Here is a 14,470-nt window from a genome sequence, read left to right as displayed (position 1 = left end):
CGCGCCCTAGGGTCGGGCCGTGCCCCGTCCGGGAAAGCAGGCTCCTCCGCCGCTGCGGGTGGACACCGTCCGGGTGGTGCTGGCCGGGACGGCGTTGTGGGTCGTGGCCCTGGTGGTCCTGCTGCTGCTCGGCGACCGGGTGGACCGGGTCTGGACCTGGACCTGCGTCGCCGGGATCGTGCTGGCCGGCGTCGGCCTCGGCGTCATGCGCCTGCAGGGCCAGCTCGGCCGCCGCGACTGATCGCCGGCCCTCGCTCTTGCGGTCCTGTCCGAGCTCCCGCGGCCGTGCAGCACCGCAAGAGCGTCCAGGACACCGCAAGAGCCCAGCGCTCAGTCGGTCAGCACGTCGAACGAGCCGGTGTCGTAGCGCGCCGACCGCACGACCTCGGCCGCGTCGTCGGCCACCAGCGTGGCCTGGCTGTGCGCCCCGCACCCGTAGTCGACGGTGACCACGCGCCCGTCGGCCGGGGCGTAGACGTTGCCGCAGGCGCCGAACCCGTGCCGCAGCGAGCCGGCCAGCGGCAGGAAGAAACCGCAGGTACCGCAGGGACCGGGGGCCTGACGCGCCATCGCCGAGCGGGGACCGAACTCCCCGGCACTCCAGCGCGCCGCTGCCTCCGCCCGCCCCTCCCGTGACATGACCCGCTCGCGGCCGAGGCCGGCCTCGGAGGCGACCACGGACCCCTCCGGATCGTCGGCGGAGTCGTCGTCGGCCGTGTAGACCGGTACCAGCCGGGGGTCGTCCTCGGTGGAGGGCAGCACGTCGCCGATCGACAGGTCACCGGGGCGCAGCCGCTCGTGCCACGGCACCCAGGCGGGGGCGAGCAGGGCCTGCTCGCCGGGCAGCAGCACCACCTCGTCGAGGGTCACCCGCTCCTCGCCGGGCACGCGAGCGAGGGTCACCGCCCAGTACCAGCCGGTGTAGCCGGGCAGCCGGCTGGCGAAGGAGTGGGTGACCACCTCGCCGAGCGCTTCGCCGTCCGGCCCGGCGAACGGGGGCTCGGGCGAGGCCCCGAGGTGGTCGCCGACCACGTCGGGGGACCCGGCGGTGTCGACCGCCGCGGCCCGCGCCTGCTCGATCACGCTGCTGGGCGCGTCGCTCCCCGCGGCGGCGGGGTCGGAGGAGTTTGCCACGGCGCCATTCTCCCTGACGCGGGTGCGCGCCGGTGGGCGTGGGGCGGCTGCCACCGCCCGTCCAGGCTGGTGCGGCACCATGGGCGCCGTGTCCTCGTCCCGCCCGGCCGGCGCCCGCCGCCGTGCCCTTCGCCGGCGCCCGGCGGCACCGGCGGCACCGGCGCCACCGGCGGCACCGGGAGCGTCGACGACACCGATCGGCGTGCAGCGACCGGCCACCCGGCCGCTGCCGACGGCCGGGGACGGCGCGGGAGGACCACCGCCGACCGTCCCCCTCCCCCCGCCGCCGCGGAAGCTGACGGTCACCCGCGTGGCTGCCGTCCGCACCCGGGAGCTGACCGGGGCCGCCGTCCGCCGGGTGCAGACGGCCAGCCGGGCCGACGGCGCCGCCGAGAGCGGGCTGACCCAGCTGCTGTGGGTCAACGCGCTGCACATGGCCGGCGACGCGATGATCGCCGTCTCCCTGGCCGGCACGCTCTTCTTCGCCGCGACCGCCGATGCGCAGCGCACCAACGTGGCGCTCTACCTGCTGGTCACGATGGCGCCGTTCGCGGTCGTCGCCCCGGTGATCGGGCCGCTGCTCGACCGGCTGCAGCGCGGCCGCCGCTGGGCGATGGCCGCCAGCCACCTGGGCCGGGCCGCGCTGGCGCTGGTCATGGCCGCCCACTTCGACGACTTCCTGCTCTACCCGGCGGCGCTGGGCGTGCTGGTGCTGTCGAAGGCGCACAACGTGCTGCGCGCCGCAGTGGTCCCGCGGGTGCTGCCCGGCCCGATGTCACTGACCTCGGCGAACGCCCGCACGTCGGTGTTCGGACTCCTCACCGCTGCGATCTTCGGTGGAATCGGCGCCGGTCTGGCCTGGGCGCTGGGGTTCGACTGGCTGCTGTTCGCGACCGCCACGGTCTTCACCTACGGGGCACTGCTCGCGTTGCGGCTGCCCCGCCACGTCGACGTCCCCACCGGTGAACTGCCCGCCGACGTGCTCACCACCGCCCCCCAGCCGGTGACCACCGGACGCCGGCGCCGGCCGGTCCACCCGCAGGTGGTCGTGGCGCTGCGGGCCAACGCCGCGCTCCGCGGGCTCGGCGGGTTCCTGACGATCTTCGCCGCGTTTCTCGTGCAGGCCACGGTGGAGGGCGGCTGGCAGGGCACGCTGGCGCTCGGCGCCGTCGCCGCCGCGGCCGGGGTGGGCAGCGTGCTCGGCACCGCCGTCGGCTCCCGGCTGCACCGCGTCGACCCCGACCGGGTGGTGCTGTGGTCGGCCGGCAGCGCGGCGGCGATCACCGTCGTCGCCGCGGTGTTCTACAGCTTCCCGATGGCCGCCCTCGTCGCCGGCGTCGCCGCGGTGACCAACGCGCTGGGCAAGGTCGCCCTCGACGCGATCATCCAGCGCGAGGTGCCCGAGAGCCTGCGCGCCTCGGCGTTCGCCCGCTCGGAGACGATGTTGCAGCTGTCCTGGGTCGTCGGCGGGGCGTTCGGCATCGCCCTGCCGCCCGTCGGCTGGATCGGGTTCACCGTCGCGGCCGCCTTGCTCGTGCTCGCCGTCGGACTGGTGCTCTGGCGCCCGCGCCGACGCGCGACGGCGCCCACCACACCGATGGCGGCGACCGACCCGCTGGGCAGGACCCCGTGAGGCGGGCCGCGGTCCCGGCGCTCGTGCTGCTGCTCGCCGGCTGCGGGTCGGGCGAGCCCGCGGGGCCGCAGGACATCGTCGTCCAGGCCGGGCCGCAGCGGGTGGAGGTCGCGCCGACCCAGTCCTGCCTGGACGGCGAGGGCCAGCGCTACCCGACCACCCCGCCGATCCTCGAGGTCTCGCCCGACACCACCATCCGGCTCACCGTGCCCGACGCGGTGGCCGAGCGCGGTTGGAGCGTGCAGGTGTTCGACGAGCGGCTCGAGGAACTGCTCGGCGAGGTCGACGTCGAGGCCGGCCAGGCCGTGTTCGACGAGATCAACGCCTCCGACGTCGTCCCGCCGGCGTTCTACCTCGTCGTCGTCGAGGACGCCGACGAGGCCTGCGAGGGCTTCAGCGGGGCGTGGCCGGTCGGCTTCCTCCGCGCCGGCGGCGGCCAGGGCGGGACGGCGGCCGGCACGACGGCGCCCGCGCCCCCCGGCTGAGAAAGGACCTCCCTGCCCTGGTGACATGCTGGAACGGCCGCCCTTCAGGGACCCGCGCCGAGCCTGCGAGGCGTGGGGGGAAGGGCAGTCCTTCTAGTGCTCCAGGTCGGTGGCGACCGCGCGCAGCACCGAGGCGACCTTGCGGGCCACCGCTCGGTCGGGATGCCGGCCGCGGCGCAACCCGTTGGAGACGTCGTCGAGCAGCTTGATCAGATCCTCGATGATCGGCACCAGCTCGTCGGGCTTCTTGCGAGTGGCGGCCGCGTGCGCCGCCGTCACCGACGGCAGCGGGTCGAGGATCCGCACCTGCAGCGCCTGGTCGCCACGGCGGCCGGCGACGATGCCGAACTCCACCCGCTGTCCGGGCTTGAGCTCGCCGGTACCGGCCGGGAGTGCGTCCTTGTGCACGAAGACGTCCGGGCCGTCCTCGCGGGCGAGGAAGCCGAACCCCTTCTCCGGGTTGAACCACTTGACTCTGCCGGTGGGCACGTTGATCCCTCAGTCGTCGGTCGCGGGCGGCCCCGGCACCGGGCCGGGAGGACGGGGACGGCACGGGCGGCCGCTGTCCCCAGGTTAGTCGTCGGGCCGAGGGCCCCCACCGGGTTTCGCGCCCGATGCGGTGCTCAGCTCCCGCCGTCCGGCTGCTCCACGATCCCGAGCCGGTCGAGCAGCACCAGGAATACCGCCGCGAAGTCGTTGTGGGCAACCTGCCCGCGAACCCGGTCCCAGTCGACCTGCTCGCGCAGCGCGCGGGCCACCGGGAGCAGCCGCCCGTAGTCGCAGTAGTGCTCGTCGAGGGCCATGAGCTTGGTGACGACGATGTCGGTCGCCTCGAGCACCGGCATGTGCACCGAGAGCACCGGCATGTCCTCGGCCCGGTCGATGAGGTCCTGCTCCACCGGGACGCCGCACGTCCGCCACAGGACGTCGACGAACGAGTTGCCCTGGACCACCTTGGTCAGCCAGTCCTCCGCGGGGTCGACGACCTCGAGCCCCGCCTCGGCCAGCACCTTCGCCGCCCGCTCGGACTCCGCCGCGGGCACCAGGAAATCGGCGTCGTGATCCGGTTCGGGCGCCCCGCGCACCCAGGCCGCGTACCCGCCGCACAGGGCGAAGGGGACGTCGCCCTGCTTCAGCGCGACGGCGGTGCGCTTCAGGAGGTCACGGATCTCGTCGCGGTCGGAGGGCAGCACGGGGTGCCTGCTACCCGGGGTGCGCCCGTCGGAACGTGACGGTGTGGACGGCGGCGCGCGGGGCACAGGGCCTCTGTGCGGATCGCGACCTTCAACATCCTCCACGGGCGCTCGCCGGCCGACGGCCGGGTCGACGTCGAGCGCCTCGCCGCCGCGGTGAAGACCCTCGACGCCGACGTCCTGGGCCTGCAGGAGGTCGACCGGGACCAGCCCCGGTCGATGGGCGCGGACCTGACCGCGGTGGCCGCCGAGGCGATGGGCGCGGTGGGCTCGCAGTTCGTGGCGGCGCTGTCCGGTACGCCCGGCGGCACCTGGATGGCGGCCACCGGCGACGAGCAGCCGGGGTCGGCCAGCTACGGGATCGCGCTGCTGTCGCGCTACCCGGTGGTGTCCTGGCGCGTGGTCCGGCTGCCCGCGCTGCGCGGCCGGGTGCCGGTCTGGTTCCGCGGCTCCTCCCGCCCGAGGCTGGTGGGCGACGAGCCGCGGGTCGCCGTCGCCGCCGTCCTGGAGGGGCCGTCGGGGCAGTTCACCGTGGCGAACACCCACCTGTCGTTCGTCCCGGGGTGGAACACGCTGCAGCTGTCGAAGCTGGTGCGCTCGCTCACCGGCACCCGTGAGCCACTGGTGCTCATGGGGGACCTCAACATGGAGGGCCGCCAGGCGGTGCGGGTGAGCGGGATGCGGCCGCTGGCCTCCGGTTCGACGCCGACCTTCCCGGTCGACGTCCCGACCCGGCAGCTGGACCACGTGCTGGCCCGCGGGCCGATGACGGCCACGGGAGCGGCCGAGGCGGTGCGGCTGCCGCTCTCGGACCACCGAGCCCTCGTCGTCCCCGCGCGGGCTTAGCGGAGTCGCCCGAGTACGGAAACCGCACCCGAGCGACTCCGCTCAGGCGTTCTTCGTCGACGCGGCGGACTGCAGGCCGAGCTCCTCGACGGATGTCTGCCGCATCTCGACCTTGCGCACCTTGCCGGTGACGGTCATCGGGAACGCGTCGACGACCTTGACGTAGCGGGGCACCTTGTAGTGGGCCAGCTTGCCGGCGCAGAACCCGCGCAGCGCCTCCGCGGTGAGCGGTTCGGCGCCCTCCCGCAGCCGCACCCAGGCCATGAGCTCCTCGCCGTAGCGCTCGTCGGGCACCCCGATGACCTGGGCGTCGACGACGTCGGGGTGGCTGTAGAGGAACTCCTCGACCTCGCGGGGGTAGATGTTCTCCCCGCCGCGGATGACCATGTCCTTGATCCGGCCGACGATGTTGAGGTAGCCGTCGGCGTCCATGACGGCGAGGTCGCCGGTGTGCATCCAGCGGGCGGCGTCGATCACCTCGGCGGTCTTGGCCGGCTCGTTCCAGTAGCCGAGCATCACCGAGTAGCCGCGGGTGCAGAACTCCCCCGGCGTGCCGCGCGGCACGGTCAGCCCGGTGGCCGGGTCGACGACCTTGACCTCCAGGTGCGGGTGCACCCGCCCCACGGTGGAGGTGCGCCGGTCGAGGTCGTCGTCGGCGCCGGTCTGGGTGGAGACCGGTGAGGTCTCGGTCATCCCGTAGCAGATGGTCACCTCGGTCATGCCCATCTCGGAGACGACCCGCTTCATGACCTCCACCGGGCACGGCGAACCGGCCATGATGCCGGTGCGCAGGCTGGAGAGGTCGTAGTCGGCGAAATTCGGCAACGCGAGCTCGGCGATGAACATCGTCGGGACGCCGTACAGCGAGGTGCAGCGCTCCTCCTGCACCGCCTGCAGGGTGGCCGCCGGGTCGAAGCCGGGTGCGGGGATGACCATGGTGGCGCCGTGGCTGGTGGCCGCCAGGTTGCCCATGCCCATGCCGAAGCAGTGGTAGTAGGGCACGGGGATGCAGATCCGGTCGGCCTCGGTGTAGCCGCAGCCCTCGCCCACGAAGAAGCCGTTGTTGAGCAGGTTGTGGTGGGTGAGCGTGGCGCCCTTGGGGAAACCCGTCGTCCCCGAGGTGTACTGGATGTTGATCGGGTCGTCGGCCGACAGCTGGGTCTCCCGCTCGGCCAGCAGACCGCGGTCGCCCGCCCGGCCGGTGTCCGTCAGCTGTTCCCACTCCGCCGAGCCGAGGAAGACGACCTCGCGCAGGTCGGGGCACTCCCCGCGGACCTCGCCGACCATCGCGCGGTAGTCGCTGGTCTTGAAGTCCGGTGCGGCCACCAGCACCGAGATCCCGGCCTGCTGCAGCACGTAGGCCAGCTCGTGGGTCCGGTACGCCGGGTTGATGTTCACCAGGATCGCGCCGAGCTTCGCCGTCCCGTACTGGACGAAGGCCCACTCGGCGCAGTTGGGCGCCCAGATGCCCACCCGGTCTCCCTTGGCCACCCCCAGGGCATCCAGGCCCAGGGCGACCGCGTCGACCTCGGCGACGAACTGCGGGTAGGTGAAACGGCGGCCCGTGGCGCACTCGACCAGCGCCTCGTGATCGCCGACCCGCGCCGCCGTCCGGTCCAGGTTCGCCCCGATGGTGTCGCCGAGCAGTGGGACGGTCGAGGTGCCACTGCTGTAGGACGGCAGCGCGGGTGTCGTCATGGCTACTCGCCCGCCATCACGCCGGCGCGGTTGGGCTTGTCCGTCGGATGGGCGTAGCGCAGGCGGCTGGGCGGCAGCGGGAACTCGTGGTCCTCGCCGAAGGGCGACAGCGGGCCGGCCGACTCCGCGAGGAACTCGGTGACCGGCGCGCCGCCCTCGTCGTTCTGTCCCCAGGTGGGCTCGACCAGGTGCTCGTGCTTGGGATTCCGCTTGGCCATCACGCCGTGTCCTCCATGTGCTCTGTCCCGCGGTGCACCGCCCGGTGCCCGCGTCTGTCGTGCATCTTCTCGGATGCCCTACCCCGGATGCACGCAGTACGCCCGCCCGCGGGTCAGTGGCGGCGCACCGCCCGGGCGCCGTACACCGTCGGGACCCCGTCCGCGGTGAGGACCCACTCCCGCGGCCCGACCGGCGCGGCGCGCACCACCGCGTCGTGCAGCTGCTGGACCGCGCGGGTCCGCCAGACCGCGGTGCTGGTCAGCCGCAGCCGCACCGGGTCGGCCGTGGGGTCGAGCTCGTCGTAGCCCTCCGGCTCGAACGCCAGCACGGCCGGGCCCGCGATGCGCAGCATCCCGGTCTGCCACGGCACCGTCCGCAGCGCCCGCTGCCAGCGGTGGTAGCGGGCGAGCGCGCCCGCCCCGGCGACGGCCGCCACCGAGCCGACGAAGACCAGCACCACCACGAGCAGGCCGGCGAGCGGGAGCCGCCGCCCGGAGTCCTCGGCGATCGCCACCGCCGCGGCCGCGAGCAGGACGCCGAGGACGACGGCGATCAGCCCGCCGGCCAGCCAGCGCAGCGCCCCGGCCTGGTAACCGGTCAGCGCGCTGCGGGTCTGCGGGTCCTCGGCGGCCGGGTGCACGCCCCCATGCTGGCAGGAGCGTCGGGCTCCCCGGCGACGTAACGTGGACCGGATGCCCGATCGCCCGGCCACGCTGGCCGCCTGGCTGCGCACCCGTAGCGACGACCAGCTCGGCGCGCTGCTCGCCGCCCGCCCCGACGTGGCCCGGCCGGCCCCCTCCGACGTCGTCGCCCTCGCCAGTCGGCTGGCCGTGCCCGTGTCGGTCGATCGCGCCCTCGACGAGCTGGACGCCGCCACGCTGCAGGCCCTCGACGTGGTGCTGCTGGCCGACACCGACGGAGTGGACGCCGCCGACCTGCCCACCGCGCTCCCCGCGGTGCCCGACGACGTGCTGGAGGCGGCGGTCGCCCGGCTGACCACGCGGGCGCTGCTGTGGGGCGGCGACGTGCTGCGCGCGCCCGATCCGGTGCGCCGAGCCGTCCGGTACCCGGCCGGCCTGGGCCGACGGGCGGCCGACCTGCGGCTGACGCTGCCGCCGGACCTGCCCGCGGCGCTGGCCGAGCTGCCGGCCGAGGAGCGCGAGGTCCTGGAGCGGCTGGCCGGTGACCGGCCGGTGGGCCACCTGCCCGACACCGACGGCGGCACCGCCTCGCCCGCGCGCCGGCTGCTGCAGCGCGGGCTGCTGGCCCGCATCGACGCACTCAACGTGGAGCTGCCCCGCGAGGTCGGCCTTCAGCTGCGCGGCAGCCGGCCCTACGGTCCGCCGCGGCTGCGCCCGGAGCCGGCCGTCGTCGAGCGCGACCCGGCCGTCGTGGACCGGCAGGCCGCCGGCGCCGCTCTGGAGTCGATCGGGCGGGTCGGTGAGCTGCTCACGCTGCTCGAGGAGGAACCCGCCGGGCTGCTGCGCAGCGGCGGGATCGGCGTCCGCGACCAGAAACGGCTGGCCCGTGCACTGCACGTCCCCGAACCGGAGGCGGGCTGGCTGCTGGAGCTGGCGTCCCTCGCCGGTCTGCTCGACGTCGGCGGCCCGCACCGCGACGAGTGGCTGCCCACGCGGGCCTTCGACCTCTGGCGCGAGCAGGACCTCCCCGACCGCTGGGCCACGCTGGCCGAGGGCTGGCTGGCCGCCGTCCGGCTGCCCTCGCTGGCCGGGCAGCGCGACGTCTCGGGCAAGGCGGCGGGCGTCCTCTCCCCCGACCTGGTGCGGCACACCGCCCCGGCGATCCGCCGCTCGGCCCTGACCGCGCTCGCCGAGTTCCCGCCCGGCCGTGGCGTGACGCCGGCCGACCTGGTGGCGCTGCTGCGCTGGCGCACCCCGCGGCGGGCCGACCGGCTGGCCCCGGTGCCCGACCTGCTGGCCGAGGCCGCGCGGCTGGGCGTCGTCGTCGGTGGGGTGCTCTCCACCGGTGGACGTGGGCTGCTGGCCGCCGGCGAGGACGGTGCGGCCGAGGGGATGCGCGGGCTGCTGCCGGACCCGGTCGACCACGTGCTGGCCCAGCCCGACCTGTCGCTGGTCGCACCCGGCCCTCTGGTCGCCCAGCTCGCCGACACCCTCGCCGTCGTCGCCGACGTCGAGTCCTCGGGCGGGGCGACGGTCTTCCGCGTGTCGGAGGCCAGCGTGCGCCGCGCCCTGGACTCCGGCTGGTCGGCCACCGACCTGCACGAGTTCTTCGCCCGGGCCTCGCGGACCCCGGTGCCGCAGGCCCTCGACTACCTGGTCGACGATGTCGCCCGCCAGCACGGCCGGCTGCGGGTCGGCGCGATCGAGAGCTACGTCCGCTCCGACGACCACGGGCTGTTGTCGCAGGTGCAGGGCGACCGGCGGACGGCTTCCGCCGAGCTGCGCCGGCTGGCACCCGGGGTGCTGGTCAGCGGGCTGGGCGCCGACGAGGTGCTCACCGTGCTGCGCGAGGCGGGCTACGCCCCGGCCGGCGAGTCCGCGGGCGGCGCCGTCCTGACCCGGCCACCGGCCCGGCCGCGCGCTGCCGGCCGCCGCCCCGGAGCCGCGGCACCGCAGGTGGTTCGCCCGCTGCTGCCCGACGAGCTCGCCGCGACCGTCCGGGAGATCCGCGCCGGGGACGCCGCGCTGGCCGCCCGCCGGGGGGAAGCGGTGCGCCAGGTGCCCGGCGTGACCACCGCCGGCACGCTGGAGCTGCTGTCCCGCGCCGTCCGCGAGGGCGTGCCGGTGTGGCTGGGCTACGTCGACGCGCAGGGCAGTGGCAGCCAGCGCGTCGTCCAGCCGGTGTCGCTGGCCGGCGGCTTCCTGCAGGGGTACGACGAGCGGCGCGGCGAGAGCCGCACCTTCGCCGTCCACCGGATCACCTCGGTGGCGCTGGTGGAGGACGACGACCTGGCGCCGTCGTCCTGAGCCTCCGGGGCCGGTGGTGTGCGCACAGTGTGGTCTGACGCCGCGGCGCTGGAAGACCACCGTAAGCGCACAGCCAGCGCTGGGGACCGGTGCTGCCGGCGGCCGGGAAGGCCCTGTCGGTCCCCGTGGTTACCGTGCTTGGAGGCCGTACGCGGCCGCCGTCCCCTCCCCCTCCCGGAAGGTCCCGCGTGTCTGACGGCCCCTTGATCGTCCAGTCGGACAAGACCCTGCTGCTCGAGGTCGACCACCCCGCCGCCCGCGACTGCCGGGCGGCGATCGCGCCGTTCGCCGAGCTGGAGCGCTCACCCGAGCACGTGCACACCTACCGGGTGACGCCGTTGGCGTTGTGGAACGCGCGCGCCGCCGGGCACGACGCCGAGCAGGTCGTCGACGCGCTGGTGCGGTACTCGCGCTACCCGGTGCCGCACGCGCTGCTGGTCGACGTCGCCGACACGATGGACCGCTTCGGCCGGCTGACCCTGGCCAACGACCCGGTGCACGGGCTGGTGCTCACCACCTCCGACCGCGCGGTGCTGGAGGAGGTCATCCGGAGCAAGCGGGTGGCGCCGATGCTCGGTGCGCGCATCGACGAGGACACCGTCGTCGTCCATCCCTCGGAGCGCGGGCGGCTCAAGCAGGCGCTGCTCAAGGTCGGCTGGCCGGCCGAGGACCTCGCCGGCTACGTCGACGGGCAGGCCCATCCCATCGAGCTGGCGCAGGACGGCTGGCACCTGCGCGACTACCAGCAGGAGGCCGTCGAGGGCTTCTGGGCCGGCGGCTCGGGCGTCGTCGTCCTGCCCTGCGGGGCCGGCAAGACGTTGGTGGGCGCCGCGGCGATGGCCGAGGCCAAGGCGACCACGCTGATCCTGGTCACCAACACCGTCGCCGGGCGGCAGTGGAAGCGCGAACTGCTGGCCCGCACCTCGCTGACCGAGGACGAGATCGGCGAGTACTCCGGAGAGCGCAAGGAGATCCGGCCGGTCACCATCGCGACCTACCAGGTGATCACCACCCGCCGGAAGGGCGAGTACCGGCACCTGGACCTGTTCGACGCGCAGGACTGGGGCCTGATCGTCTACGACGAGGTGCACCTGCTGCCCGCACCGATCTTCCGGCTCACCGCCGACCTGCAGTCCCGCCGCCGGCTGGGCCTGACCGCCACGCTGGTCCGCGAGGACGGCCGGGAGGACGACGTCTTCTCCCTCATCGGCCCGAAGCGGTACGACGCGCCCTGGCGCGACATCGAGTCGCAGGGCTACATCGCACCCGCCGAGTGCATCGAGGTACGGGTCTCGCTCGACGACGACGAGCGCATGACCTACGCCGTCGCGGAACCCGAGGAGCGGTACCGCATCGCGGCGACGGCCTCGTCCAAGCTGCCGGTGATCCGTCGGGTGCTCGACCGCCACCCCGACGAGCAGAAGCTGGTCATCGGCGCCTACCTCGACCAACTCGACGAGCTCGGGCGGGCGCTCGACGCTCCGGTCATCCAGGGATCGACCACCAACCGGGAGCGGGAGAAGCTCTTCGACGCCTTCCGCGCCGGAGAGGTCAAGACCCTGGTCGTCTCCAAGGTCGCCAACTTCTCCATCGACCTGCCCGAGGCCGCGGTCGCCGTGCAGGTGTCGGGGACGTTCGGCTCGCGTCAGGAGGAGGCCCAGCGGCTGGGCCGGGTGCTGCGACCGAAGGCCGACGGCCGGCAGGCCCACTTCTACACGGTGGTCAGCCGCGACACCCTGGACGCCGAGTACGCCGCACACCGCCAGCGCTTCCTCGCCGAGCAGGGCTACGCGTACACCATCGTCGACGCCGCCGACCTGGCCGGCCCAGGCGAGGTCAACGGTCCCGACTGGGTCGACGAGCCCGCCGACTGAGCCGGAGGGTAGGACGGCCGCGTTGTCGCGCTTTCGGGCCCTTTCGATCGGGTTGCAACGGCTGACGATCTCCGCCCCGACGTGCGCGCACATGGCTCTACCTCGGGCGGTGTCGGGTGACCATCGCGGTCACCGCAGTCGAGGACCGGCTCCCGCGCGATCCGTAGACCTGCTCCGGAGTTTCTGAGTCTGTAGCACATCCGGTGCTACTATGGTCGGCGTGACCCGGATCGGAGTGCGTGAGCTGCGGCAGAACGCGAGCCGGTACCTGGCTCTGGTCAAGGCGGGCGAGACCGTCGAGGTGACCGAGCGAGGTGAACTGGTGGCCGTCCTCGCTCCGCCCTCTCCCGCGGCGACGGCGCGCGAGCGATTGATCGCCGAGGGGCGGCTGATCCCCGCCAGCGCACCGTTTCGCATCCCCGACCGCATCAGGCCCCGACCAGGGGCGCTCAGCGTGTCCGAGGCCCTCGACGAGCAGCGCGCCGAGCGGTTGTGATCGCTCTTGACTCCTCCGCACTCGTCAAGCTCGTGGTGGAAGAGCCGGAGTCGGCAGCACTGGAGGCGTGGCTGTCGGGCCGGGCCCCGCTGTCGGTCACGGCCAGCGACCTCGTGAGAGTCGAGGTCATCCGCGCGGTGGCGCGAGTCGACTCCGCCGGAGTACCGCGAGCCCGGACGCTCCTGGCCGGCGTCGACCTCGTCCCGGTGAGCAGGGTCCTGCTCGAGTCGGCTGCGGACCTCGGCCCGCCGTCTCTGCGCAGCCTCGACGCCGTCCATCTGGCGACAGCCCTGAGTCTCGGCCCGATCCTCGAGGCGTTCGTGGTCTACGACGAGCGACTCGCACGAGCGGCCACCGAGGTGGGGCTGCCTGTGGTCGCGCCGTCCTGACCCTCGCTCGACAGCCCCGCCATCAGGCCTCCGCCAGGACCGTGCCCAGCCGGCGCATCCCCTCGGCGATCCGCGCCGGGGTGTTCGTGGTGAACGACAGCCGCAGCGTGGCGCGGTCCGGCGTTCCGGCGTAGAAGGCGGCGCCGGGCACGAAGGCGACGTCGTGGGCCAGCGCCCGGTGCAGCAGATCGGCGGTGTCGACCACCCCAGGCAGCCGGACCCACACGAACATGCCGCCGTCGGGGTCGGTCCAGGTGCTCCCCGGCGGCAGCGCGCCGGGCAGGGCGTCCACCAGGGCGTCCCGGCGATCGCGGTAGGCGGCACACAGCCGGAGGACGTGCGACTCCACGTCGGTCGCGGCGAACCAGGCCGCTGCCGCGGCCTGGTCGACCGTGGAGGTGTGCAGGTCCGCGGCCTGCTTGGCGACGGTCAGCGCGGGCAGCAGCCGGGACGGCGCCCGCAGCCACCCCAGCCGCAGCCCGGGGGCCGCGATCTTGGAGAAGCTGCCGAGGTGCAGCACGTGCCCGTCGGCACCCGGCTGCGCGGCCAGCGGGAGCACCGGGGCGCCCCGGTAGCGCAGCTCCCCGTAGGGGTCGTCCTCGACCACCCAGACGCCGTGCCCGGCGGTCAGCTCGACGACCTCGGCCCGCCGGTCCGCCGGCATCGTACGGCCGGTGGGGTTGGCGAAGGTCGGGACGAGGTAGAGCAGCGCCGGCCGCTCCCGCTCCAGGACGTCGGCGAGCGCGGACGGGTCGATGCCGTGCTCGTCGGTGGGCACGGGGACCACCCGGGCGCCGGCGAGCTGGAAGCACTGCAGCGCCGCGAGGTAGGTCGGGTCCTCGACCAGCACGACGGCCCCCGGGTCCAGCAGCGCCGTCGCGACGAGGGCGAGCGCCTGCTGCGAGCCGGAGGTGACCAGCAGGTCGTCGATGGTGGTGAGCAGGCCGCGCGCGGTCATCCGGGCGGCGACCCGCGCCCGCAGTTCCCGGTCGCCCTCGGTGGGCGCGTACTGCAGCGCCCGGCGGGCGTGGGGCCCCCACAGCACGTGCTCGTAGGCGGTCCGGACGCCGTCGAGGTCGAACAGCTCGGGCGCCGGCAGGCCACCGGCGAAGGAGATGACCTCCGGCCGCTCGAGGAGGGCCAGCAGCTCGCGCACCGGTGAGCTGGCTACGCCGGCCAGGCGCTCGGCCAGGACGGGGTCGGGGCGGGAGAGGACGGCGGAGGGCACGGGAGCTCCAGGAGGACTCTGCGGTGAGGGGAGGCGGCACCGGAGCGCGGGTGGTGTGCCGCTGCCGTCCGGGCCGGGAGGGCCTCCTGGTCGAGGGGCCGCATCCAGCGTACGACTGCCGACGCCGGGACGCCGTCACGGCGCCGCGGTGGGGCGGCTGGGGTCGGCGGAGAGTCCGTGGCGCGCGGGACGGACGACCCGGTCCGTCACGGCATGGCGATCCCCACACCCAGGGGCCGGCAGCGACATCGCCGCAGGTCGGCGCCGCACCGCTCGGCTCCATACGTCGCCGGCCGCGGCGCGCGCGGGAGGTGGCCGGTTGGGCGT

Annotated in this window: 14 protein-coding genes and 1 pseudogene; 8 read left to right on the top strand and 7 right to left on the bottom strand. The window is 74.7% G+C overall.

Annotated features, from left to right (window positions below; genetic code table 11):
• The first annotated feature begins 19 nt into the window (after positions 1 to 19).
• A complete protein-coding gene (locus tag E4P41_RS04905; protein WP_135139802.1) occupies positions 20 to 241 on the top strand; it encodes a DUF2530 domain-containing protein in 222 nt (73 codons plus the stop codon).
• Positions 242 to 330: 89 nt separating this feature from the next.
• Here the strand turns inward: E4P41_RS04905 and E4P41_RS04900 are convergent, their stop codons facing one another.
• Complete coding sequence (locus E4P41_RS04900; RefSeq protein ID WP_135139801.1) at positions 331 to 1,134, bottom strand: DUF3027 domain-containing protein; 804 nt, start codon at positions 1,132 to 1,134, stop codon at positions 331 to 333.
• Between the two features lie 310 nt (positions 1,135 to 1,444).
• On the opposite strand from E4P41_RS04900, the gene E4P41_RS04895 reads away from it, so the two are divergent.
• Positions 1,445 to 2,767: an MFS transporter gene (locus E4P41_RS04895; protein ID WP_245177110.1), complete on the top strand. Its 1,323-nt coding sequence runs from the start codon at positions 1,445 to 1,447 to the stop codon at positions 2,765 to 2,767.
• Positions 2,764 to 3,252: a DUF2771 family protein gene (locus E4P41_RS04890; protein ID WP_135139797.1), complete on the top strand. Its 489-nt coding sequence runs from the start codon at positions 2,764 to 2,766 to the stop codon at positions 3,250 to 3,252. The genes E4P41_RS04895 and E4P41_RS04890 overlap by 4 nt, the downstream gene beginning before the upstream one ends.
• A 312-nt stretch (positions 3,253 to 3,564) precedes the next feature.
• Here E4P41_RS04890 and E4P41_RS23025 read toward each other — a convergent pair.
• A pseudogene (locus E4P41_RS23025) lies at positions 3,565 to 3,741 on the bottom strand (cold-shock protein); the annotation flags it as partial.
• A 134-nt stretch (positions 3,742 to 3,875) separates the two neighbouring features.
• The gene (locus E4P41_RS04880; protein ID WP_135139793.1) at positions 3,876 to 4,445 is read right to left on the bottom strand and encodes a hypothetical protein; all 570 of its coding nucleotides are present in this window, start codon (positions 4,443 to 4,445) and stop codon (positions 3,876 to 3,878) included.
• Between the two features lie 75 nt (positions 4,446 to 4,520).
• Here E4P41_RS04880 and E4P41_RS04875 point away from each other — a divergent pair, with 75 nt between their 5' ends.
• The gene (locus E4P41_RS04875; protein ID WP_135139791.1) at positions 4,521 to 5,291 is read left to right on the top strand and encodes an endonuclease/exonuclease/phosphatase family protein; all 771 of its coding nucleotides are present in this window, start codon (positions 4,521 to 4,523) and stop codon (positions 5,289 to 5,291) included.
• A 42-nt stretch (positions 5,292 to 5,333) separates the two neighbouring features.
• On the opposite strand, the gene E4P41_RS04870 is transcribed toward E4P41_RS04875, so the two are convergent.
• From E4P41_RS04870 to E4P41_RS04860, 3 genes are all read right to left on the bottom strand, one after another.
• Positions 5,334 to 6,989, bottom strand: a complete 1,656-nt coding sequence (locus E4P41_RS04870; protein ID WP_135139790.1) for an AMP-binding protein — start codon at positions 6,987 to 6,989, stop codon at positions 5,334 to 5,336.
• Between the two features lie 2 nt (positions 6,990 to 6,991).
• On the bottom strand, positions 6,992 to 7,207 hold the full coding sequence (locus E4P41_RS04865; RefSeq protein WP_135139788.1) for a hypothetical protein: 216 nt from the start codon (positions 7,205 to 7,207) through the stop codon (positions 6,992 to 6,994).
• A 113-nt stretch (positions 7,208 to 7,320) separates the two neighbouring features.
• Entirely contained in the window at positions 7,321 to 7,848 is a 528-nt protein-coding gene (locus E4P41_RS04860) for a hypothetical protein (protein WP_135139786.1), read from the bottom strand.
• A 52-nt stretch (positions 7,849 to 7,900) separates the two neighbouring features.
• On the opposite strand from E4P41_RS04860, the gene E4P41_RS23565 reads away from it, so the two are divergent.
• From E4P41_RS23565 to E4P41_RS04840, 4 genes are all read left to right on the top strand, one after another.
• Positions 7,901 to 10,156, top strand: a complete 2,256-nt coding sequence (locus E4P41_RS23565; protein ID WP_135139784.1) for a helicase C-terminal domain-containing protein — start codon at positions 7,901 to 7,903, stop codon at positions 10,154 to 10,156.
• 188 nt (positions 10,157 to 10,344) lie between these two features.
• The gene (locus E4P41_RS04850) at positions 10,345 to 12,030 is read left to right on the top strand and encodes a DNA repair helicase XPB (RefSeq protein WP_135139782.1); all 1,686 of its coding nucleotides are present in this window, start codon (positions 10,345 to 10,347) and stop codon (positions 12,028 to 12,030) included.
• 220 nt (positions 12,031 to 12,250) lie between these two features.
• Complete coding sequence (locus tag E4P41_RS04845; protein ID WP_135139780.1) at positions 12,251 to 12,526, top strand: type II toxin-antitoxin system prevent-host-death family antitoxin; 276 nt, start codon at positions 12,251 to 12,253, stop codon at positions 12,524 to 12,526.
• Positions 12,523 to 12,915 (top strand): type II toxin-antitoxin system VapC family toxin, encoded by a 393-nt coding sequence (locus E4P41_RS04840; RefSeq protein ID WP_135139778.1) that lies wholly within the window; start codon positions 12,523 to 12,525, stop codon positions 12,913 to 12,915. Before E4P41_RS04845 ends, E4P41_RS04840 begins: the two co-directional genes overlap by 4 nt.
• A gap of 22 nt (positions 12,916 to 12,937) precedes the next feature.
• Here E4P41_RS04840 and E4P41_RS04835 read toward each other — a convergent pair whose 3' ends face one another.
• A complete protein-coding gene (locus tag E4P41_RS04835; RefSeq protein WP_209307547.1) occupies positions 12,938 to 14,143 on the bottom strand; it encodes a PLP-dependent aminotransferase family protein in 1,206 nt (401 codons plus the stop codon).
• Positions 14,144 to 14,470: the final 327 nt, after the last annotated feature.

The organism is Geodermatophilus sp. DF01-2 (assembly GCF_004571065.1).
GTDB lineage: Bacteria > Actinomycetota > Actinomycetes > Mycobacteriales > Geodermatophilaceae > Geodermatophilus.
Note: the sequence above shows the minus strand (reverse complement) of the source record. Positions and strands in the feature narration are given on the sequence as shown.